Here is a 23,382-nt window from a genome sequence, read left to right on the forward strand (position 1 = left end):
CGATTCAGAAACTATTTCATGCTGGATCAATCAAATGTAGAATAAATTTTTTGTAATTATGGCAGAAAGGAAAACAGAAAAAAAAGCTACAGCACCAAAAAAAGTTGCTGTTAAAGTTACTACTTCAAAAAAAGTTGTAACTGCAAAGAATGTAGAGTTAGCTATTAATGCAGAGAACGTAGGTTTTAGAGCCGGTGATGTATATAATGCATTGGCATCTGCAGATATGCCTTTGACGGTAGCTGAAATAGCAAAAAGAGCTAAAATTAACGAAGATGAAACTCTTCTCGGAATGGGTTGGCTATTTAAAGAAGGTAAAATAAAAGATGATGGTCATAAAATTATTTTAGCATAGTAATGCTATAAAATATTAAGAGGAAGACCAGTCACACTTGTGTAGCTGGTCTTTCTTTTTTTGTGTAATTAAAAATGAATTACGATAAACAAATACTTATGCTTCTTACTGAAGCAGGTCTTGACGGTCTGTGTGTTACACAGATATCAAAAAAGATATATAACGAAAATTGTTCCTTTTTTGAAAAAGTGAATTTTGATGATGTGCATAAGTATGTACTATCATTTTTGCATAAAAATGTTTATTCCCGAAATAGTTTTATAGAGAGTACAGGTAAACGCGGTTTTTATCGTATCAATACGCAATCATACGAATCTGATCAGTTGATGTTTAATTTTGTAGATGAAGAATATGCTGAAACAGAAGAAGATGAAATAGTTATAGATGACGATCAGTCTTTGTCACTATTTTGAATATTCTCTTCGTGAGTTTCTTTGTAGACTTTAACAAGTCTCTTTACATTATTTTTCCATGAGAAGAGTTTCGCTCTTTCCAGACCAGTCTTTTTCAATAGATCATATTTGTTTTTATCATTCTCAAGTGTTATCATTGAGTTTGAAATATCATCCGCGTTCTCTGGATTTATTAGGATTGCGCTTTTTCCTGCAATCTCAGGCATTGATGATGTGTTGGATGTTATAACAGGGGTGCCACATGCCATAGCTTCTATGATTGGAATACCAAAGCTTTCTCTTAAAGACGTATATAGAAATGCAAATGCATCGTTATACAGATACACTAAATCACTATTAATTATGTAGCCTGTCGATTCTATATTGTCACGAATCTCTTCTATGTTATTTTTTTTAAGTAAGTAATCCAAATATTGAGGTTCTAAATCAGCGATCAGCAATTTCCTTTTTATAGATGAATTCTTTAGATACTTACTATATGCAATTAATGTACGTTCTGTATTTTTTTTCGGATCAGTATTGCCTAAGAATAAAAAATATCCTTTTTCGCTAGTGTATTTCTTGTATACGTTATCTTTATCTTCAAGAGGCATAAACCATTCATTATAACCATTGTAAATCATAATGAGTTTGTCTTTTAATGCTAGTTTCGACTTTATATTCTTATATTCAAAATTTGATACAGTAATAATTCTCTTGCACTTTTTTAAAACTTTCGGAACTACAAATCTTCTATACATCCATCCAAGATTTTGATATAAAGATTTATTAGATTTGTCTCTTGATTCCAAAAAAATAATATCATGTAGTGTTAGAACAATTGGTATATTGCAGAAAATAGGAGCCGTGTCACTTGTACAGTGTAATATATCAAGATTATATTTCTTTGCTTCTTTTGGCAGGACATATTGTTCCCAAAGAAGATAATTCTGGCGTTTTAACTCTATTATATGAACGTTTTCACTGTCTTTCAGACATTTGTCTACATCCGATTTGACAAATACAAAAATGGTATCTTCAAGATTCATTTTCTGTAAGTGTTTTATTTCTTCCAGTACCACATAGTCCATGCCATGTTTTTCCTTACGGAAAATTCTCTGTGCTTCTATACCAATTCTCATCTTTTGTAATTATTTGCTGCAAATATACAAATTAATATTATATATTCTGATTTTATAAACTAAAAAGGCATGCCAAATATAAATCCGGCATGCCAATTTAATATTTTTATTAATGATATTAATATGCGAACAAAGGATAATTCTTCATTGTTTCATTTACTTTAGCTCGTACGTTATTTATAACGTTCTCATCTTCAGGGGCATTTAATACCTCTTCAATAAGATCTGCTATCAGTATCATTAGATCTTCCTTAGCGCCACGTGTAGTCATAGCTGCTGTTCCAAGACGTATTCCTGATGTTTGGAAAGCACTGCGGCTATCGTAAGGAACCATATTTTTGTTTACAGTAATATCAGCAGCGACAAGAGCATTTTCAGCTACCTTACCTGTCAGATCAGGATATTTAGAACGAAGGTCTACCAACATAGAGTGGTTGTCTGTTCCTCCACTTACTATTGTGAATCCTCGTTTGATAAGCTCTTGTGCCAGAACGTTTGCATTTTTCTTAACCTGCAATGCCCAAACTTTGAATTCCGGTTGAAGAGCTTCGTTGAATGAAACAGCTTTAGCAGCAATTACATGCTCCAGTGGTCCACCTTGTGTACCTGGGAATACTGCACTATTTAGTAACTGGCTCATCATCTTGATCTGTCCTTTTGGCGTTTTTAGTCCCCAAGGGTTTTCAAAGTCTTTGCCCATAAGAATGATACCACCACGTGGACCTCTAAGTGTCTTATGTGTAGTAGAAGTAACAATATGAGCATATTTAACAGGGTTGTCAAGTAATCCTGCTGCTATGAGGCCTGCAGGATGAGCCATATCTATCATTAGTAGCGCTCCAACTTTATCTGCAATTTCTCTCATACGTTTGTAGTCCCATTCACGACTATATGCAGAGCCACCACCAATAATTAATTTAGGTTTATTCTCAATAGCCAATTGCTCCATTTGTTCATAGTTTACACGACCTGTCTCTTTGTCCAAGTCATAACCGATAGCTTTGTATAATATACCGGAAGTGTTTACCGATGAACCATGTGATAGGTGACCACCATGAGCCAAGTTTAGTCCCATGAAAGTGTCTCCTGGATTTAGAACAGCGAGTAATACAGCTGCATTAGCCTGTGCTCCTGAGTGAGGTTGAACATTCGCAAATTCAGCATCAAAAAGCTTCTTTACGCGTTCAATAGCTATAGTCTCAACCTGATCAACTACGCCACAACCGCCATAATAGCGTTTGCCTGGCAGTCCTTCGGCATACTTGTTTGTTAAGTACGAACCCATGGCTTGCATAACTTCATCACTTACAAAATTTTCAGATGCAATTAGCTCCATTCCTTTAAGCTGTCGCTGATGCTCTTTCTCAATAAGGTCAAAAATTTCTTGATCTTTTTTCATTGTTGCAGATTTTATGTTTAATAATAATAACTTCCTAGTTAGTCTGGTTTATATCAGTTCCACATTATTTATGTCCTGTTCCATATCACAATAATGACATCTCAGAATACCCTTTTCTTTGTCTACTACATTAAATAGAGTGGACATCGGCTCATTGTTTGTGATACATTTGGGATTATTACATTTTACTATTCCACGTATTTCATCAGGAGTCGTAACCGTTTTCTTTTCTACAACTTCGTAATCTTTGATAATGTTCAATACAATATTTGGCGCTACAACAGCTAAACGTGAAATTTCCTCATCAGAGAAAAATTTATCTTCCACTTTGATTAATCCCTTTTTACCTAATTTTTTAGACCTGAAATTATTGCCTATAGTAACCGGAGTGTCCAGACTGTTCAAGCCTAACAGTTCCGCTACCTGATTAGTCTTTTCGTTTGGTATATGATCAATAACAGTTCCGTTCTGAATGGCGGCAACCAACATCTCATTTTTATTCATAATCAGTTACTTTATTATTGTGTTGTCTTTTATAATGTCATCATAATTATAGCCCAGAACATCGCATATTATTGCTTGTCTGGCATACAATCCATTTTGTGCCTGCTGAATATAATATGCGTGTGGATTTGAGTCAACATCATATGCGATTTCATTCACTCTGGGTAGAGGATGTAATATCTTCATGTTGTCTTTCACATTTGCAAGCATATCGTTTTTAAGGATATATACATTCTTTACGCGTTCATATTCCATCAAATCAGAGAATCGCTCTTTTTGTACTCTTGTCATATAGAGTATATCTGCATCAGAAATGACATTTTCGTTGAATTCTGTGTGTTCCTGGAATTTTATATTATGCTCTTTACAGTATATCTTGTATTCATTCGGCATTGCTAATTCTTTTGGGGCAATAAAATGGAATGTTGGGTTGAAATGTCTCATTGCCATAATTAGCGAGTGTACTGTTCTTCCGTATTTTAAGTCACCTACAAGATATATATTGAGATTTTCCAGAGTACCTTGAGTCTTGTATATAGAATAAAGGTCAAGCATACATTGAGAAGGATGTTGATGTGCACCATCACCTGCATTTACTATCGGAACCGGCGAAATCTCACTTGCATATTGCGCAGCTCCTTCTATAGAGTGACGCATTACTATTACGTCTGCATAGTTGGATACCATCATTATTGTATCTTTTAGAGTCTCGCCCTTCGAACTGCTTGTTACTTTTGGGTCTGTAAACCCAATTACTTTAGCGCCTAAGCGGTTGGCTGCTGTCTCAAAACTAAGTCGCGTTCGGGTAGAAGGTTCAAAAAACAAAGTCGCTATTACTTTACCCTTTAAAATTTCTCTATTAGGGTGCTTTTCAAACTCTTGAGCCATCCTTATCATATAGAGAATTTTCTCTTTTGTTAGGTCAGCTATGGTTACAAAATTATGGCGTTCCATCATTTCTTGTAAAATTATTTTTATTTTCGACCGCTAAGTTACATAATATTTTTTATTAATTGGTTATAATTAGAAAGAAAATTGTATTTTTGCACTCAGAAAAAAATATTATTAAAGCTTAGGCTGATAGATATAAATCGAAAAAATATAATGAGAAAGGCTTTTGTACATTGCTTATGGGGACTACTGGTTGTTGTTTGCTTGATGCTTGTTATTGCATTCACAGCTATTACAGAGGGATGGATCGGATATATGCCACCCGTAGATCAATTGCAAAATCCTATAAACCGTTTTGCAACACAGGTGTACTCTTCTGATGGGAAGGTTATGGGCACTTGGAATTTTAATAGAGAGAATCGCATATGCGTTGATTATACCAATTTGTCGCCTTATCTTGTACAGGCATTAGTAGCTACTGAGGATTCCCGATTTTATGATCATTCCGGCGTAGATTTTTATGCTTTGGGACGAGCATTGGTTAAACGTGGTATTATGGGGCAAAGAAGTGCCGGTGGAGGTTCTACTCTTACACAGCAGTTGGCAAAACAGCTTTATTCGGGAGTCGCTTCCAGTACGATGGAGAGATTGCTTCAGAAACCTATCGAATGGGTAATTGCGGTAAAGTTAGAGCGCAATTATACCAAAGAGGAAATTATTGCAATGTACCTCAATTACTTTGATTTTCTTCATAATGCAGTTGGTATAAAGACAGCTGCTAATACATACTTTAATAAAGAACCCAAAGATCTTTCAATCATTGAGTCGGCTACGCTTATAGGATTATGCAAAAATCCTTCATTCTTTAACCCTGTGCGTTATCCTGAAAGATGCAAAGAAAGACGAAATGTAGTCCTGGCTCAGATGTTTAAGTCAGGGTATATCTCTTCCGGTCAATTAGAATCATTATCTGCTGAATCACTAAAATTGAATTTTAGGAGAATTGACCATAAAGATGGTATTGCAGTATATTTTCGTGATTTCTTAAGAAGGTATATGATGGCTAAGAAACCACAAAAGGGTGATTATCCTAGTTGGAATAAAAGCAAATATATTGAAGATTCAACGCTTTGGGATTTAGACCCTTTGTATGGTTGGTGCAACAAAAATTTTAAGAAAGACGGATCTCCATATAATGTATATACTGACGGTCTGAAGGTATTTACTACTATTGACTCGCGTATGCAGAATTATGCAGAAGATGCTTTGTATAAGCATGTAGCTAGATATTTGCAACCTAATTTCTTCGCCGAAAATAGAAGAAAGCCTAATGCTCCATTTACAGACGCACTTAACAAAGACCAAGTACGATCTATACTGCTAAAGTCTATGAAACAATGTGATAGATATAGAGCGATGAAGGCACAGGGAGCCTCTGAAACAGAAATAAAAAGAGCTTTTAATAGACCTACAGATATGACCGTATTTACTTATCATGGAGATATAGATACTGTTATGACGCCTATGGATTCTATCAGATACTACAAGTCTTTCTTGAGGGCTGCTTTTATGAGTATGGATCCTAAAACAGGTGCTGTTAAAGCTTATGCCGGAGGACTTGATTTTGCGCATTTCCAATATGATATGGTTACCGGTGGTCGTAGACAGGTCGGCTCTACTATCAAACCGTTCTTATATGCACTTGCTATGGAAAATGGTTTTTCTCCGTGTGATCTTGCGCCCAATGTACAGCGTACATATATGGTAGCCGGTGCACCATGGACACCTAGAAATGCCAGTCATAATCGTTATGGACAGATGGTAACTCTTAAATGGGGAATAGCCCAGTCAAACAACTGGATATCTGCTTATCTTATGAGTAAATTAAATCCTTCTGCTCTTGTCCAACTGATACACGAATTTGGCGTAGCCAATCCTAATATACATCCTTCTATGTCTCTTTGCTTGGGTACATGTGATATCTCTTTAGCCGAGATGGTTAGTGCTTATTCTGCTTTTGCAAATCATGGAATAAGGTGTGCTCCAATGTTTGTCTCAAAGATTGAAGATAACGAAGGTAACGTTATCACACAGTTCCAGCCAAAAATGAATGAGGTAATAAGTGAAGAGAGTGCAGATAAAATGCTTGTACTTCTGAAGGCTGTTATAGACGAAGGAACAGGTAGGCGTATACGTTCTAAATTCAATATACAATGTGAGATGGGAGGCAAAACCGGTACCACAAACCGAAATTCAGATGCATGGTTTATAGGATTTACTCCAACACTTGTAAATGGTTGTTGGGTAGGTGGTGAAGATCGAGATATCCATTTTGATAATATGCAGATGGGGCAGGGTGCGTCAATGGCGCTACCTATCTGGGCATATTATATGCAGAGAGTCTTTGCTGATCCCCGACTCGGTTATTCACCGAAGGCTATCTTTGATTTGCCTGATAATTTCAATCCGTGTGCATCTGAAGATACAGCAGCAGAAGATAATGGCATAGATGAAATTTATGAGTAGTTGAAAAGTCGTTAATACTAAGTTATTCGTTATATATTCGATTGTCTGTATTTCATACACAATAAGGCGTATACAATTTTGTATACGCCTTATTGTGTATCGCATTTGGTTATGTATATTAATAAAAAAGTAGCATCTGGATGTTATATACAAATGCCCATAAATCTAACATGTTATATTTGTTCTGACAAAATATTAAATGAGAAAAATATCGAAATCGTTTCTTTTATTTAAGAATTAATGAGCTTATTTGTAAAAAAAATACTATCTTTGCGAGAACATTTGTTTACGAATGAATGAAAAATGATTATTAATATTTGAAATGGCAAGAATTTACGATAATATAGAAGCTAAATTCACTGAAGGATTACAGGGAATAATCACAAATGCAGGTGTGAAACGTGTTGACTTCTGTGTCGGATATTTTAATTTAAGAGGCTGGAATCTGATCGTTAATCAGATAGACACAATCCCCGGCGATTATGTTTACGAACAAGATGATAAAGAGTTCAGAATATGTCGTCTACTTATTGGAATGCACAGACCCAATGACGAATTGGTGAGAAAATTATATTCAGGTAAACAGCAATTGCCGGATGCTGATTATGTGAATCAGTGTAAACTGGAAATTGCCCGTGAGTTCAAGAAACAATTGCTCTTGGGTTTACCTACCAAAAATGACGAGTGGACATTAAGAAGACTTTCCGCACAGATGAAAGATAAGAAGGTATGCGTGAAACTCTATCTCAAAGAACCACTTCATGCCAAGCTGTATCTTGCACATCGCCCTGATGATAACTTCAATAAGATACAAGCCATCATGGGTAGCAGTAATCTTACCTATAGCGGTTTGACCAAGCAGGGTGAACTCAATGCCGAATTTGGTGACAGCGATAATGCAGAGAAACTTTCCAATTGGTTTGATAACCGTTGGAATGATAACTTTTGCATTGACATTACCACTCAACTGATTGATGCCATAGACAACAGTTGGGCCGGTGAAAACACAATCCCTCCCTATTATATTTATCTTAAAACAGTATATTTTCTCAGTCAGGAAGCACGCTCCGGTATCAAAGAGTTCACACTTACACCTGAATTCCGTAAAGACCTTTTTGAATTTCAACAGAATGCGGTGAAAATAGCTGCCAAGCATCTTAATAACGAGAAGCGTGGCGGAGCAATGATAGGAGATGTTGTCGGACTTGGCAAGACCATCACCGCCTGTGCCATCGCCAAGATTTACGAAATGACATTTGCAAGTAGCACACTTATCATCTGTCCTGCAGGATTACAGGATATGTGGAAGAAATATGTGAAGAAATATGACCTCAAGGCAGATATCATGTCAATGCAGAAGCCCATTGACGTTGACAGTTCCAGATATTACAGATTGATCATCGTGGATGAAAGTCATAACCTACGCAATGAGAATGGCAAGAGATACCGTAACATCAAGGATCTTATCAATCATCAGGACAGCAAGGTTTTGCTACTTACAGCCACTCCTTATAATAAAGACTTTTCAGATCTGGCAAGTCAGTTGAAATTATTTATCAGCGAAGATCAGGACTTAGGTATACGCCCGGAGGCATATATCCGCAGTCTTGGCGGTGACCATCAATTTGCACAAAAGCACAGTGATGTTTTTATACGTAGCATTAAAGCTTTTGAATATAGTCCTTTTGTTGATGACTGGAGTGAATTGATGAAAATGTTCCTTGTTAGAAGAACACGTTCGTTCATCAAAGATAATTTTGCCAAAACAGATGAGAATGACGGTCGTAAATATTTACTGTTTCCTGACGGCTCACGTTCATACTTTCCGGAGCGCATTCCGTGCGCATTGAAATTCAAGACAGAGACTAACGATCAGTATAGTCGTTTGTATTCTGAAGAGATGGTCAGCATCATGGATTCACTGAAACTTCCACGCTACGGATTGATTAATTACCTTGATAAGGTAAAGGCAGAAAATGCCCCAAACCATGAAAAACAACTGATAGAAAACTTGTCACGTGCAGGGCAACGCATGATGGGATTCTGCAAAAGCACCTTCTTCAAGCGTATAGACAGTAGCGGTTTCTCATTCTTGCTTACCCTATATCGTCATATTTTGCGTAATGCTGTCTACATTTATGCCATTGATAACAAACTACCCCTGCCTGTAGGAGATGAAAACAGTATTCCTGAAGACTTCTATGAGGATGAGGACATCAATCAAACTGTATTTGGAAAAGACTCAGATCAAGATAATATAGTAAACAATAGCGATTTTATCACCGTTTCTGAAGACATAAACACATATATGCGTGAAGCAAAAAAATATTATGAACTTATAACGCAGAAAAATAATGTGGCATGGATAGATTCCAAAAACTTCAAGCGCACATTAAAATCCCAGCTTAAAAACGATTGCGATACCATAATAAGGATGATTAACCTGTGTGGGGCATGGAATCCGGATACTGATCAAAAGTTGGCCAAACTGCTATATCTGATTAATAGCAAACATCACGATGACAAGATTATCATATTCACGCAATATTCAGATACAGCCAACTATATTTACAGACAGCTGGAAAAACACAATGTCAGTAATATTGACGTTGCCACCGGAAGCAGTAGTAATACGACCTCGATCGTAGAGAAATTCTCACCTGCAAGTAATGAAAAGGCAGATATACCGGCAGAAGAGCAGACACGCGTATTGATAGCGACAGATGTGCTCAGTGAAGGTCAGAATCTTCAAGACTCCCATATCATCGTAAATTATGACTTGCCTTGGGCTATAATCCGCCTTATTCAGCGTGCCGGTCGTGTAGACCGTATCGGTCAGAAGTCGCAAAAGATTAACTGCTATTCATTCTTTCCGGCCGACGGCGTGGAAGAAATCATTAAGTTGCGTAAGCGCTTGAACGAACGAATCAATCAGGCTGCTGATATTGTGGGTAGTGATGAGGTGTTCTTCGAGGGCAATGAGAAGAACCTGCGCGATATGTACAATGAGAAAAGCGGAGTCCTTGAAGATGAAGATGACAACGATGTTGATTTGGCATCACAAGCCTACCAGATATGGAAGAATGCCATAGACGCAAACCCTGACTTGCAACGAATTATACCCAACCTCAGTGACATTATCTACTCCACTAAACAGAGCAACGGCTCTATCAACGATGGAGTCATCACCTATATCCGCACCCATAGTGGCTTTGACCTTTTGTCGTGGTATAATTCCAAAGGCGAGATGATCAGTCAGTCTCAAAAGAAAATACTTCAGGCAATGGCTTGCTCCATCAATGAGCCTGCACTTCCGCCTCAAGCCAATCATTTTGACTTAGTCAACAAGGCTGTTGAAAATGTGAAGGATGAGAATACGTATGTGGGTGGCGTTTTAGGTAGTCGCTTTAGCACCAAATACAGGATTGTGACCCTGCTTGAAAACTATTATGCCCGTCCGACCACCTTGTTTTTCACCGAAGATAATCGACAGATGCTTAAATATGCCATCGACGATATTTACAATTACCCATTCTTTGAGAGCACCAAGTTTATTCTTGGGCGTATGCTCCGCACAAGCTCTGCCGAAGATATTGTAGAATATGTTATGGAGATGCGCAAAAACGGCAACTTATGCCATATAGACGAAGACACCAACACAGCCAAAGAGCCAAAGATCATATGCTCAATGGGATTAAAAACAGAATAACAGACACACACCATGAATAGAAAGTCATTCAACCAATATATCAGGGAATCAAATTTCCAAGAGTTGTTTATCACAGAGATGGGATGGAACAATCCCAAAGGGCAGACACAATTACCATCAATAACCGTTGATGAAACTGAATATGGGTTTAATATTATCGCAGAGAAGAATGGCTTTCAGATAATTCTATGTCATGTTGCAAATATACCGAATGCCACTATTTGCAAAAAGATCGATATAAAGTTGCGCCGTAGTGCTTTCGATTACATCTGCATCTATATTGTCCCCGACAGCGAACACCACCAGTGGGTAGCACCGATAAAGAAGGTGGATAAACGAGACCTCGTAACAATCGAATATGAAACAGCCGACAAGGCAGATTTCCTGTTTTCAAAAATCGAGGATTTGAGTTTTGGACTTGAAGAGACACCAACCATTGTTGACGTAAAAGAGCGCATACAACGTGCGTTCTATGTAAATTCAGAAAAGATAACCAAAGATTTTTATGCCGGTTTCAAGAAAGAGCACAACGCCTTTGCCGATTTCATCAGTGGCATCGAGTGCAACAATGCTGACCAGATGAAGAAAGACAAGCAATGGTACACATCCGTGATGCTCAACCGTCTGATGTTCTGTTATTTCATTCAGAAAAAAGGGTTCCTTGATGGTGATACCGACTATCTGCCCAGAAAGCTGAGAAAGGTGCAGCAGCAAGAGGGTGAAGGCACTTTCTTCACTTCATTCTACAAAGGCTTCCTCTGCCAACTGTTTCATGGTGGACTAAATGCGCCTAAACATTCTGATGAATTCGAAAACATCTACGGTCGTATACCATATCTCAATGGTGGCATGTTCGATGAACACCAGTTAGAGAAACAATATGCCGATCTTGACATTGATGATAAAGCCTTTGAACGCCTGTTTGATTTCTTCGATAAGTGGCACTGGCATCTTGATACACGTATTACGGCTTCCGGAAAAGACATTAACCCTGATGTACTGGGCTACATCTTCGAGCAGTATATCAATGACCGTGCCGCCATGGGAGCCTACTATACCAAAGAAGATATCACCGAATATATCGGCAAGAACTGCATTATTCCATTTCTTATGGATGAAACAGCCAAGAAGTCACCGCAAGACTTTAAACCGAATGGTTATGTATGGACTTCGCTAAGAGATAGTGGAGACAGGTACATCTATGACGCTGTAAAGAAAGGCTATCCACTTATGGATAAGATACCCGAAGAAATTGCTGTCGGCATAGACACAACGAAGCCTGACCTGATAGAGCGTCGCAGCCATTGGAACGAAAAGACACCGGAACAATTCGCCTTACCCACTGAGATATGGCGCGAAACGATAGAACGCCTACAGCGATGTGATGACGTACTGCACAAAATAACCGGTGGAGAAATAACACAGATCAACGATTTTATAACCTATAATCTCGACATACGCCAGTTCGCCTATGATCTGTTGGCAAACACGCAAGGCCACCTATTCGTAAAACATTTCTATGCAGCCCTGCAACACGTATCCATCCTCGATCCTACTTGTGGTTCCGGAGCCTTTTTATTTGCAGCGATGAACATACTTGAACCACTTTACGAAGTATGTATTGACCGCATGCAGGAGTTTCATGAGCAGAATGACAAACTATTCGTTGATGAACTCGGTGAGATAGAAAATAAGTATCGCAGTAATATTCAGTATTTCATCTATAAGAGCATCATTCTCCGTAATCTTTATGGAGTGGACATTATGGTCGAAGCCACTGAAATTGCAAAACTTCGCTTGTTCTTGAAGATGGTGGCTGTGGTCGAAGTTGATAAACACGCAGACAATCTGGGACTAGATCCATTACCAGATATTGATTTCAACATTCGATGTGGTAATACCCTTGTTGGTTATGCCACTGAAGAAGAGCTGAACAAAGACCTTACCTATGGAGATATTTTTGCTAATAAAGAATTCAAATCAAAAATTGAAGAAGGAATGGAAAAGGTTGCTATGACTTATGAGCATTTCAAAGAATTGCAACTGATTCAAGATGAAGATATTGTTAGTTTCAAACAGGCAAAATCTGAATTAAGAAAGAGATTGGAAGAACTAAATGACACACTGAATCATAAACAATTCCTTGCTTCTATTGGCAATGCAGATGCCGACTATGATAAATGGTTAAAGGATTATCAACCGTTTAACTGGCTAGCAGAATTCTATCAAATTATTAATGGGAATAAGGGGTTTGATATTATTATTGGTAATCCGCCGTATGTAGAATACAGTAAAGTAAAAAAACAGTACAGCATTAATAATTATAAAACAGAATCTAGTGGAAACCTATATGGATTCATAATTGAAAGGTGTAATTCTATTATAGGACACAATGCATATTTCAGCATGATAGTTCCTATTAGTATGACATGTACTCAAAGAATGTCCATTGTCCAAAATATTCTATTATCAAAGAAGGTCTGGCTAAGCAATTATTCAGAAAGACCTAGTAAATTATTTACAGGTGCAGATGTCGCATTAACAATATTCATAGCATATAATAATGGCAAAGGATTATTTAATACTGGATTCACAAAGTGGAAGTCTGAATCACGTAATATTTTGTTCAAAAATGTCAATTATAATTTCGTCGATTTATGTCCACGTCCATACATCGAGCCCAAAATCTCTTGCAATATAGAAAATACCATATTAAAGAAGATTAATTACAAAATGGTTTTAGGTGAGAGCTTTATTAATTCTCAAACTGATTATTGTTTATATTATAGAATTGGAGGCGGAAGATATTGGAAGATTTTCACATCTTTTTCCCCTAAATTTATTTTAAACGAAACCAATTCTATTTCAAGCCGTGAAAATCATTTATACTTTAGTAACTATACAAAACTTAATGCAGCTATTGCAATTTTAAGTAGTTCTTTTTTCTATTGGTTTTTTATTTTAACAACGAATAGCCGTGACTTAAATCCATCAGATTTAAATAATTTTCCAATTTCTATTATAAAGGTAAATGATGAAATAATTGATAGCTTGAAATTTTTATCTGAAAAATTGATGAGTGATTATAAAATAAAATCTTCATTTAAAGATAAAACTTCAAAGAAAACAGGAAAAATAACATATCAAGAATTCTATCCAAGACTTTCTAAAAATATATTAGATAATATAGACATTAAATTAGCCCAGCACTACGGATTCACAGAAGAAGAATTAGACTATATAATTAATTACGATATTAAGTATCGTATGGGTGATGCATTAAATAATGAGGAGGAATAATAATGAGTAAATTAGAAGATTTATACAAGTCAATCCACACCTTGAAGGAGTTAGGATTGCCATTAAATGAAGAAACCTTGGAAGCTGTTAATAATCTCGAAGAAGATTTAATCAAAAATGAGATTATTCCTCGTTTATCAGAAAGTATTGAACCGATTATTACAAAAATAGAGAGACCTATTGTCTTAGTTGTTGATTACATTCCTGATGAAGAACTAAGTGTACGCCTAACTAGAAAGCGTGTTATTACAGACGAAAGCGATACAAAACAATATTCGTTGGTTCCAAAGCAATCTGAAAGAAAGCTAAGTCGCAAAATAACATCATCTTCGAAATCTCAAAAGACAAGACTTTCTGTTACGTATCCCGATGGTAAGAAAATAGAACGTCGTTTTGCTTACGAGACATTCTTGGAAGTAGTAGAAAACATTGGAGTTGAAAAAGTCGCAAATATAGGAATGAAATGGCTTGGACTTCCTTTGATTTCAAAACAAAAAGATGATTATTATAACCAACATGAAATAAAAGGTGGCTGGCTAGTTGTAACTCATTCATCAACGGGTCAGAAAAAGAAACAACTTGATGAAATATCAAATGCGTTGAATCTAAATTTAAAAGTTGGAATAATTTAGTAACTATGGACAATGAAACTATTTTTAAGAATGCAATAGAAGACTACGTTCAAGATGAATCAAAATTAAGTTTATTTGAAAAAATAAAAGATATAGATTCTTGGGTGTCTCATTATATTAAAGCTGATATTTATTATATTAAAAAGGATTATAAACATGCTCTCGTTGAAATTAATAAATCCCTAGATCAAATTAATAAATTCAAAATAGAATTGAAAGATCCAAATACAGCTTTAGAAAAATTCATGAATGGGGAAAAATTATGTATATATAATATAAATAATGAAAAATTATTATCTAATTTTTATTTCCTTGCTGGTGAGTTGTTCGCAAGAAAAGGAGAAGAAAAAAAATCATTAGAATGCTATCAGAAATATCAGTTTTATTTAAAAACAAAATCAAGTTTTTCTGATAAAAAGTCCATTATTGTTTATTCTTTCAGAAGATTTAATGAATATACATTGGCTGACCTAATAAATAAAGAAATAACTGTATGTCATCCTTCAGAAATGAATGACCCCTTTGATACATTAGTTTTTGAATGGAATAGGAATTTACTGAATATTTGTACCGAAAAAACACATATAGAACCATTCAAAGAATCTTTTGATTATTACAAAATACGCAGTTTTGTTGCCAATCTGGAAACGATGGACGTTGATGACAACATCGTTAGCAAGATATTAATGTGGTCGCATTATGCAGATTCTCATAAAGGTCTATGTCTGAGATATCGATTATCAAAATCTTTCTTTGAAAGCTTCAACGATAAGAAACTGATAAGTCAATGCTTAAGAAAAATTAGCTATGAGCAGAATAATATATCTGTGAATTTAACTAAAATCGGTACAACTCTTGCCTATGCAACAAAATCCCACGTGTGGGAAAAAGAAGATGAGGTAAGACTGATTTACTATAATCCAGATGTCTCTAGCCATTTTTATGGAGTTCCATTAGATTCTGAATCATGTGTAGAAGCTGTGTATTTTGGGATTAAAATGGAAGAAAAGAATAAGAGAACAATAAGGAATACTCTTCGTCGTAAAAAAGTAAAGTATTACGACATGAAAAACGATCCGGATAATGTTTTTAACATAAGGCCTATATTATTAAAATAGAAGGATTAAAAATAACAAAAGAAGTTTATGGGTTCTAGTAATATCTGTTATTTCATTAGGAATTACTATATTTTCTATTTTTATCAAATAATTGTAAGCAATGAGTGAATATTATAATATAAACAATGATTATCCAATGATGAGTACAATAGACCATTTTGTAAAATTATCAAATAAAGACGATTACAAGTATAAATTCATCGAAATAGTTAAACGTATAGAGAATTCAGATTGTGTCTTTTTACAAGATTTGAAGCTATTAGAAAAAGAATTTAAATGTCCTATAATAAAAGCTCTTATAAAAGGTTCAGGTTATTACTTGAATGAAGAAATTAGCAGTGAAAAAGAACTTAACCGATATCTTGGAAATAGATATGGAAAATACAAATCTAAGAAACTGGAATTTGAAATGTTTCGTAAAGCTTTATGTGGTTTATGGTAGGAGTAAAAGTACTATGACAAAATTGTATAATTTAAAATTAACAGACTATATATGAAAGAACTTAAAAATAATAGTGTTTATGGAAGAATTATCTCTAATAGGAAACAAGGAACTGCTCAAGAGAAAGAAAACCGCTTTCTTCTGCTCACGAAAGGTAAATAGCGGAAGCATACTGAAGTGTTATGACTGGGCTACATCGCTTGATAAAGAGTCAGATTGTGTGATCAGTGGCTTTCAGTCGAAAATAGAACGAGATGTATTGCACTTCCTGCTGAAAAAGGATATACCTGTCATCGTGGTTCTTGGCCGAAGAATGTATAAGAAACTACCGGATGAACTTGATGAGGCTTGCAAAAAGGGTAAGGTGCTTATCATATCACTTTCAGACAATCCTCGCAATTCGATAGCAACGGCAGAAATTCGTAATAGGTATATTGTAGACCATGCAGAGAACATTGTATTTGGTTCACTGAACGAAGAGAGTTCGCTGTATCCTATTTATCTGAATGAAAAGGAGAAAAACAATCAAATAAAGTTATTATGAACTAATATAAAAAATGTCCTTTTACATAAATCATAAAAGAGTATTCTTTATAAGTAGCCTTAAATGTGAAATTATTAAAGTGAAATGATAGCTCGTTCTTTTCTGTTCTATTTTTAGTAAGGTTACAAGATAGGGCCAATTACGATTCTTTATTTACAGTATTATGTCATATATCTATTAACTTATTCAATATAAAGATGTTATAGAAATGAATAAAAATAACAAAATATTTGAAAGTTTGGATTGATTGTTTATCTTTGTGCTGAACGAAATATATCATGTAACATTGTGTTTGTTTCTTAGAAGAATTAACCTAAATATAAAATGAAAAAGATATTTTTAATTGCGATGTTATGCATCGGGGGGTTGTTTGCTCAAGCACAAATAAGGCAATTTGCGGATTTTAGTAAAATGAATTTCGGATGTGATGGTAATAGCATAACAGCCGGTAACCAATGGTCTAAAACGGTTGTAGATTTATTGGCATTTGCCACTCATCACAATGTGGCGGTAGGTTCAGCTACATGGGCTTGTCATCCGGATACTCAAGATTATGGGAGTGCCGGTTTTGCAGGTATATCTAATGGATGGCAACCTACAGAAGACAAAGTGGAACTGCAAAAACGTCATAATAATGTGTCTAAAGTGCATATACAGAAATTTATCTCAGAGGTTGATAATGGAACATATCCGGAACCGGATGTTTTCGTCTTTTCGATGGGAACCAATGATACTAATTTGGGAAGTGCCACAGAAGCTTTGGAGGGGAAGACCTTAGATAGTGTAGATGTGAAGACAATGGCAGGTGGAGCTCGTTGGTCCATTCAGACAATTTTGCAACGTTTCCCTAAATGTCGCGTTTTTCTTTGCACACCAATACAAACAGGTGATGTAGAACACAATAAGATAAATTTGAAAAAGATAGAAATTCTACGGGAAATATGCCGTGCTTTATCAGTGCAAGTGATAGATTGTTATTCAAATTCCGGCATTACTGAGAAATTTGAGCAGTCTAAAGGCCATGGCCGATATTTAAGGGATGGATTACATCCCGAAACAGAGGGCCAGCAACTTATGGGAAGATATATCGCAAAAGAAATACGTAATAATTTCTTTTGATTAAATAGAATGTGGATAAAATCATATTAGGTTTAGAAATTAGTATTGCAAAAAGGAGTCTATTGTAATGACAAAATAGATATAGTTAAACGACATAAAAACTCATTATTAATGAGTTCTTATGTCGTTTATTGGTGCCGGGGTACAATCTACACCTTCTGTAAAAACCTTCTTCAGTCTACTGGTACTTACATCTGCATGTTTGCCTTCGGCGATAAATTTGCAACGCAAACCTTTTATGTGCTTACCGGCATTAAATTCGTCGGGCGAAGAAACGGTGTCACTGTCGATAGCTAACTTAAAACGGCCAAAACCATCTAGTACTACTGTTAAGCCGCTTGCCATCTCTAGTTTCATCTGGTTTACCAGGTCTGTAATAACGGCATACACATCTCCCTCGGTAATAGTTCCCGAATGATTTAATTTCTTAGATATCTCTCTGGTGTGAATCTCTCCTAGACTTACTGCTTTGGCATAATAGCGGCCGCTACTCTTGCCCTTCATGTTACTCTTTATTAATCTGTATTTTACTGACATATATGTTTTTTTATGTTTTACAAATGTATGTAATCACTCTCTAAAAATAAAAAAGTTTTTTTAACCTCAACCTCACTTTTTATTGGTAACGTATTGATACATAATATGTTATTGCCAGTGAGGTTTAGTGAGGTTTGAAATTGCTCTCAGCTCTGAAAAATAGACTGTTTGTATCAACAAATCAAGTTGATTTGTTAGACAAAACAACTTGATTGGCTTTACAAAACAAGTTGTTTTGCTTATTCAGAGCATAGCTTTAATTACACAATATGATAGCTAAACTCTTTCAATAAGATAGTTGCTTTTTCCACCGGTAGAGCGGTGCTGAACGAAGTGCATCTCCTTGAGTTGTTTGCCCAACTTCTGCATTGTGCCGATATCATCTTTCAGATTCTTGAACCTGCCCCTAAGAGTTAGAAGAACCTCTGCTATACCAAGCCATTCACCATTTCTTTCATCATTGGTAGGCTTGAAAAAGGTGGAGACCATTGTGCTCAGACCGTTCTCCATTTCGAAATCTTTGTTCTGCTTCATGATGATGGCAGTCTCCTTATCATCAAACCAGTATCTTGCGCCGGCGTTTATCTCTGCTATTGCCTGCGCATACAGTTGGTCGTGCTCGATAGACGACTTGAAATCGATAAGGCCATCCACTGTTATACAGATAAAACGTCTGCTTCCGGTTGGGTCGCTAAGCGGTGATGGATTGTTTGTTGTACCTATAAAACTGGCATAGCGGCGCAATTCCTCGATAGCCATGCCATAAGGACGGCGTGTCTTAACCGACGACTTCTGCAATAAATACTTTAGAATAGCCTGCCTGCGTGTAGACAATTGGTCGAATTCATCTATATTGATAAGTGCGAAACGGGTTAGAGCCAAGTCGGCAGATTGTTCGTTCTTGAAGTCAATACGGTCGTAATAGTAACTGTCGAGCGACGGTGGCAGTATGCGACGGCAGAATGATGATTTTCCACAACCCTGTGCTCCTATAAGAAGAGGTGTGTATGCATTACCGTGTATCAAGTCTTTGCCCATCCAATGAGCCACCATAGACAGCATCCACACATGAAAGTTGTGTGCCCAGTCCTTATTATCAGTTGGCACCCTTTGGGCAAGCTCCTCGATACGATCTTCGCCGTCCCATGCAGGCAGACGTTCCAGATAATCATTGATCGGATCAAATTCAGGTATCATGTCAGAGTCGATATATCTTCTGACGTCCTTGTCCCATGATTTCAGGCCGGCTAGCAAAGCCTCCTGAGTCATTGAGTTTATCGCATATTGGGTAAGAGGCACAAATGCACGGTCTTGACCATCCCGTACACGGTATTCCACTACACCTGTGAGCACATTGCGTCTCATCTGCCAGCGATCTTCCATAAAAGCCTTTGTTTTAAGGGTGAGCAGCATTTCGGGTGATAGATGCTTGAATGGCATTCCTTTCACGATATCCTTGAGATAAGCGTTATCGAAAACCATCCTTACATACATTTCGTCAGACCCTAGTGCCGGATTGCCGAGAGTGCGGGATATGCACATCTCCTTGGGTAATCCGTCCTCGTGACACAAATAGGCGAGCCGGCGGATAATACCTTCTGTGCTCTCATCGGGTGATTTATCAAGATTTGCCTCTATGGCTTGTGATAGATAATTCTCATACTGAATCCGCTGAGTATGCCTAAGGTCGAATCCCGGTAGAACCTGTTCGCTATCCTTAGTTAGCTCCATCTTTTTTATCTCTTCATCTTCAGCGTCGATATTGACGACCGCAAAGTCTAAGCTGTCGGGGTTGTAGTAAATTTCAGGGTCGGCACTCATCTTGCATCCCGATGCCAGTGTAGGAATATTCATATCTACAGATGTGCCCAACTGTGCTTGATAGTATTTCACAGCCATGGAGTATGCTCTTTTGATCAGTCTCTCTACATCAGAAGGCTCCATCTCTTCAATGTTCTTATCGCTTTTGGCCCCGCATACAATCTCAAGAGATCTGCCGTCGGCACCTATAAACGCCATTCTTGTTTGTGGTAGTTGCCCGGCAAGTTTACGTAGATATGCTACCTCTTTATATTCTACCAGATGGCTGATTTCAATAAGAAACAAAGGATTAGCTTTTCTTATCATTGTCTGCCCTTTGAGATTAAAATATTCTGCAGAGAAATACACTGACGGTAAATTATCCTCTGTAGCAAGGCAGACAGGTGTGCTGTTTATAATTTTAATATTAGAAAGAGTGGGGGACATATTGCGAAACGTGTTGACCTCATAAGTCAGTTCCATATTGCGAATCATCCTAACTATCTCATCTTGTTCTATACACTTCAACGTACGTCGATTATTCTTTATACTCGTTAAGGTAAATTTCATATTTAATAAATTTCTATTATACCAATTTTTTTGTTTTGGGTCTACAAAGGTAATAAAAATAGCCCAAATAAAAAACATCAGCTAAAAGTAATGGTTGATTGGCAAAAAGTGTAGTGAGGTTTGAAAAACAAACCTCACTGTATATAATACTTTGGTAATGAATACGTTATGCAGAATTAGTGAGGTTGAGGTTAGAAAAAGTTTTTTTTGCCAGAGGTATTTTCCATGGCAGCTCTGGAAAAATAGATTTTTTACACCTTATATATAATATATTAAAATTCAATCTTTATTGTTTATCTTCAGTATATTTCTTTTTTAGCGTTGATTCTTGTATTACTACTGCTTTTTTGTTATCTATTATATTCTTTGATCACACAGTCGTTGTGTCTTATTTACTCGAAAAACATGCTTAATATCATAAATATGTAAAATAACTGGAAAATTTCAGGATAAAATAGAAAAAAAGCGTAGAAATATTTGGAGGGAAAGAATATTTGCATTACTTTTGCATCCGCTTTCGCTTTAAAACGAAGGCAAAAAGAAAGAGTTCTTTGAAAAGATTTACATAGACAGAGAAGTAGTACAAGAAGCGAGTGCTGGTATTGATATATTGGTACTCGGGTAACAAAAAGAAACGAACCGTCATTTATAATGAATAGGTGCTTTTAGACTTGAATTACGGAGAAGCGTTCTGAAACAGAGACAACTTTACGGATTGTGTAGGACAGTAATGTCCGAGACAAGAAGTAGAAACAATATTTTACAATGGAGAGTTTGATCCTGGCTCAGGATGAACGCTAGCTACAGGCTTAACACATGCAAGTCGCGGGGTAACATTGATCTAGCTTGCTAGATCAGATGACGACCGGCGCACGGGTGAGTAACGCGTATCCAACCTGCCTTTTACCACGGGATAGCCCCTCGAAAGAGGGAGTAATACCGTATGAGGTCACGTGACGACATCAGAACGTGACGAAAGGCTTAGCGGTAAAAGATGGGGATGCGTCTGATTAGGCAGTTGGCGGGGTAACGGCCCACCAAACCGACGATCAGTAGGGGTTCTGAGAGGAAGGTCCCCCACATTGGAACTGAGACACGGTCCAAACTCCTACGGGAGGCAGCAGTGAGGAATATTGGTCAATGGTCGCAAGACTGAACCAGCCAAGTAGCGTGAGGGAAGACTGCCCTATGGGTTGTAAACCTCTTTTATCTGGGAATAAAGTGAGCCACGTGTGGCTTATTGCAGGTACCAGAAGAATAAGGACCGGCTAATTCCGTGCCAGCAGCCGCGGTAATACGGAAGGTCCAGGCGTTATCCGGATTTATTGGGTTTAAAGGGAGCGTAGGCCGCTTGGTAAGCGGGCAGTGAAATGCAGAGGCTCAACCTCTGACTTGCTGTTCGAACTGCCAGGCTTGAGTACGCACGAGGTAGGCGGAATTTGTGGTGTAGCGGTGAAATGCTTAGATATCACAAAGAACTCCAATTGCGAAGGCAGCTTACCGGAGCGCAACTGACGCTGAAGCTCGAAAGTGCGGGTATCGAACAGGATTAGATACCCTGGTAGTCCGCACGGTAAACGATGGATGCCCGCTGTTGGCCCATGTGGTCAGCGGCCAAGCGAAAGCGTTAAGCATCCCACCTGGGGAGTACGCCGGCAACGGTGAAACTCAAAGGAATTGACGGGGGCCCGCACAAGCGGAGGAACATGTGGTTTAATTCGATGATACGCGAGGAACCTTACCCGGGCTTGAATTGCAGACGAACGCGGCAGAGATGCCAAGGCCCTTCGGGGCGTCTGTGAAGGTGCTGCATGGTTGTCGTCAGCTCGTGCCGTGAGGTGTCGGCTTAAGTGCCATAACGAGCGCAACCCCTTTCCTTAGTTGCCATCAGGTTAAGCTGGGCACTCTGGGGATACTGCCACCGTAAGGTGTGAGGAAGGTGGGGATGACGTCAAATCAGCACGGCCCTTACGTCCGGGGCGACACACGTGTTACAATGGCGCGTACAGAGTGATGGCCGCCGGCAACGTCGGTCGAATCTATAAAACGCGCCTCAGTTCGGACTGGAGTCTGAAACCCGACTCCACGAAGCTGGATTCGCTAGTAATCGCGCATCAGCCATGGCGCGGTGAATACGTTCCCGGGCCTTGTACACACCGCCCGTCAAGCCATGAAAGCCGGGGGCGCCTGAAGTCCGTGACCGCAAGGGTCGGCCTAGGGTGAAACCGGTGATTGGGGCTAAGTCGTAACAAGGTAGCCGTACCGGAAGGTGCGGCTGGAACACCTCCTTTCTGGAGACGTTTCTCATACAACGTTATGCAAGACGAGAGGCACCATAAAAGTAAGAATAAAGAGGCGAGTGGATATAGTTATCCTTTTAGCTTCTTGTACACGGAACTGTT

Annotated in this window: 16 protein-coding genes and 1 rRNA gene; 11 read left to right on the forward strand and 6 right to left on the reverse strand. The window is 37.7% G+C overall.

The window, feature by feature from the left end; all coding sequences use genetic code 11:
- Positions 1-58: 58 nt before the first annotated feature.
- Complete coding sequence (locus tag XYLOR_RS02765; RefSeq protein ID WP_036876785.1) at positions 59-355, forward strand: winged helix-turn-helix domain-containing protein; 297 nt, start codon at positions 59-61, stop codon at positions 353-355.
- A gap of 74 nt (positions 356-429) precedes the next feature.
- A complete protein-coding gene (locus tag XYLOR_RS02770; protein ID WP_036876786.1) occupies positions 430-768 on the forward strand; it encodes a hypothetical protein in 339 nt (112 codons plus the stop codon).
- Here XYLOR_RS02770 and XYLOR_RS02775 read toward each other — a convergent pair.
- The 4 genes from XYLOR_RS02775 to pyrB form a co-directional block, all read right to left on the reverse strand.
- Positions 747-1,889 carry a glycosyltransferase family 4 protein gene (locus tag XYLOR_RS02775; RefSeq protein ID WP_036876787.1) on the reverse strand — a complete coding sequence of 381 codons (1,143 nt, stop codon included), beginning with the start codon at positions 1,887-1,889 and terminating at the stop codon, positions 747-749. The genes XYLOR_RS02770 and XYLOR_RS02775 overlap by 22 nt on opposite strands.
- A 118-nt stretch (positions 1,890-2,007) precedes the next feature.
- On the reverse strand, positions 2,008-3,288 hold the full coding sequence (gene glyA, locus XYLOR_RS02780) for a serine hydroxymethyltransferase (RefSeq protein WP_036876788.1): 1,281 nt from the start codon (positions 3,286-3,288) through the stop codon (positions 2,008-2,010).
- 48 nt (positions 3,289-3,336) lie between these two features.
- Positions 3,337-3,792 (reverse strand): aspartate carbamoyltransferase regulatory subunit, encoded by a 456-nt coding sequence (gene pyrI / locus XYLOR_RS02785; protein ID WP_036876790.1) that lies wholly within the window; start codon positions 3,790-3,792, stop codon positions 3,337-3,339.
- A 6-nt stretch (positions 3,793-3,798) separates the two neighbouring features.
- Positions 3,799-4,746 (reverse strand): aspartate carbamoyltransferase, encoded by a 948-nt coding sequence (gene pyrB, locus XYLOR_RS02790; RefSeq protein ID WP_036880569.1) that lies wholly within the window; start codon positions 4,744-4,746, stop codon positions 3,799-3,801.
- Between the two features lie 150 nt (positions 4,747-4,896).
- On the opposite strand from pyrB, the gene XYLOR_RS02795 reads away from it, so the two are divergent.
- The 8 genes from XYLOR_RS02795 (at position 4,897) to XYLOR_RS02830 (ending at position 18,073) form a co-directional block, all read left to right on the forward strand.
- Positions 4,897-7,209 carry a transglycosylase domain-containing protein gene (locus XYLOR_RS02795; protein WP_036876792.1) on the forward strand — a complete coding sequence of 771 codons (2,313 nt, stop codon included), beginning with the start codon at positions 4,897-4,899 and terminating at the stop codon, positions 7,207-7,209.
- A 322-nt stretch (positions 7,210-7,531) separates the two neighbouring features.
- The gene (locus XYLOR_RS02800) at positions 7,532-10,918 is read left to right on the forward strand and encodes a helicase-related protein (RefSeq protein ID WP_036876794.1); all 3,387 of its coding nucleotides are present in this window, start codon (positions 7,532-7,534) and stop codon (positions 10,916-10,918) included.
- Positions 10,919-10,930: 12 nt separating this feature from the next.
- The gene (locus XYLOR_RS02805) at positions 10,931-14,218 is read left to right on the forward strand and encodes an Eco57I restriction-modification methylase domain-containing protein (RefSeq protein ID WP_036876797.1); all 3,288 of its coding nucleotides are present in this window, start codon (positions 10,931-10,933) and stop codon (positions 14,216-14,218) included.
- A 2-nt stretch (positions 14,219-14,220) separates the two neighbouring features.
- On the forward strand, positions 14,221-14,850 hold the full coding sequence (locus XYLOR_RS02810) for a hypothetical protein (protein ID WP_036876799.1): 630 nt from the start codon (positions 14,221-14,223) through the stop codon (positions 14,848-14,850).
- 5 nt (positions 14,851-14,855) lie between these two features.
- Positions 14,856-15,968: a DUF2971 domain-containing protein gene (locus XYLOR_RS02815; protein ID WP_036876803.1), complete on the forward strand. Its 1,113-nt coding sequence runs from the start codon at positions 14,856-14,858 to the stop codon at positions 15,966-15,968.
- Between the two features lie 100 nt (positions 15,969-16,068).
- Entirely contained in the window at positions 16,069-16,410 is a 342-nt protein-coding gene (locus XYLOR_RS02820; RefSeq protein WP_036876804.1) for a hypothetical protein, read from the forward strand.
- Positions 16,411-16,489: 79 nt separating this feature from the next.
- On the forward strand, positions 16,490-16,954 hold the full coding sequence (locus XYLOR_RS02825; RefSeq protein ID WP_154655647.1) for a DNA-processing protein DprA: 465 nt from the start codon (positions 16,490-16,492) through the stop codon (positions 16,952-16,954).
- 348 nt (positions 16,955-17,302) lie between these two features.
- Positions 17,303-18,073, forward strand: a complete 771-nt coding sequence (locus XYLOR_RS02830; protein WP_374057294.1) for an SGNH/GDSL hydrolase family protein — start codon at positions 17,303-17,305, stop codon at positions 18,071-18,073.
- Positions 18,074-18,181: 108 nt separating this feature from the next.
- On the opposite strand, the gene XYLOR_RS02835 is transcribed toward XYLOR_RS02830, so the two are convergent.
- Both XYLOR_RS02835 and XYLOR_RS02840 read right to left on the reverse strand, forming a co-directional pair.
- Positions 18,182-18,610, reverse strand: coding sequence for an HU family DNA-binding protein (locus XYLOR_RS02835; RefSeq protein ID WP_036876808.1), 429 nt, complete (start codon positions 18,608-18,610; stop codon positions 18,182-18,184).
- 276 nt (positions 18,611-18,886) lie between these two features.
- Positions 18,887-20,980 (reverse strand): VapE domain-containing protein, encoded by a 2,094-nt coding sequence (locus XYLOR_RS02840; RefSeq protein WP_169730546.1) that lies wholly within the window; start codon positions 20,978-20,980, stop codon positions 18,887-18,889.
- 762 nt (positions 20,981-21,742) lie between these two features.
- On the opposite strand from XYLOR_RS02840, the gene XYLOR_RS02845 reads away from it, so the two are divergent.
- A 16S ribosomal RNA gene (locus tag XYLOR_RS02845) occupies positions 21,743-23,271 on the forward strand.
- Positions 23,272-23,382 lie beyond the last annotated feature (111 nt).

The sequence above is a fragment of the Xylanibacter oryzae DSM 17970 genome (assembly GCF_000585355.1).
Taxonomy (GTDB): domain Bacteria; phylum Bacteroidota; class Bacteroidia; order Bacteroidales; family Bacteroidaceae; genus Prevotella; species Prevotella oryzae.

Coding starts and splice junctions, on each gene's coding strand:
- XYLOR_RS02820 (WP_036876804.1), top strand. CDS start 16,069: ATGAGTGAATATTATAATATAAACAATGATTATCCAATGATGAGTACA.
- XYLOR_RS02825 (WP_154655647.1), top strand. CDS start 16,490: ATGGAAGAATTATCTCTAATAGGAAACAAGGAACTGCTCAAGAGAAAG.
- glyA (WP_036876788.1), bottom strand. CDS start 3,288: ATGAAAAAAGATCAAGAAATTTTTGACCTTATTGAGAAAGAGCATCAG.
- XYLOR_RS02800 (WP_036876794.1), top strand. CDS start 7,532: ATGGCAAGAATTTACGATAATATAGAAGCTAAATTCACTGAAGGATTA.
- XYLOR_RS02830 (WP_374057294.1), top strand. CDS start 17,303: ATGTTATGCATCGGGGGGTTGTTTGCTCAAGCACAAATAAGGCAATTT.
- XYLOR_RS02840 (WP_169730546.1), bottom strand. CDS start 20,980: ATGAAATTTACCTTAACGAGTATAAAGAATAATCGACGTACGTTGAAG.
- XYLOR_RS02795 (WP_036876792.1), top strand. CDS start 4,897: ATGAGAAAGGCTTTTGTACATTGCTTATGGGGACTACTGGTTGTTGTT.
- XYLOR_RS02815 (WP_036876803.1), top strand. CDS start 14,856: ATGGACAATGAAACTATTTTTAAGAATGCAATAGAAGACTACGTTCAA.
- XYLOR_RS02770 (WP_036876786.1), top strand. CDS start 430: ATGAATTACGATAAACAAATACTTATGCTTCTTACTGAAGCAGGTCTT.
- pyrI (WP_036876790.1), bottom strand. CDS start 3,792: ATGAATAAAAATGAGATGTTGGTTGCCGCCATTCAGAACGGAACTGTT.
- XYLOR_RS02775 (WP_036876787.1), bottom strand. CDS start 1,889: ATGAGAATTGGTATAGAAGCACAGAGAATTTTCCGTAAGGAAAAACAT.
- pyrB (WP_036880569.1), bottom strand. CDS start 4,746: ATGGAACGCCATAATTTTGTAACCATAGCTGACCTAACAAAAGAGAAA.
- XYLOR_RS02765 (WP_036876785.1), top strand. CDS start 59: ATGGCAGAAAGGAAAACAGAAAAAAAAGCTACAGCACCAAAAAAAGTT.
- XYLOR_RS02805 (WP_036876797.1), top strand. CDS start 10,931: ATGAATAGAAAGTCATTCAACCAATATATCAGGGAATCAAATTTCCAA.
- XYLOR_RS02835 (WP_036876808.1), bottom strand. CDS start 18,610: ATGTCAGTAAAATACAGATTAATAAAGAGTAACATGAAGGGCAAGAGT.
- XYLOR_RS02810 (WP_036876799.1), top strand. CDS start 14,221: ATGAGTAAATTAGAAGATTTATACAAGTCAATCCACACCTTGAAGGAG.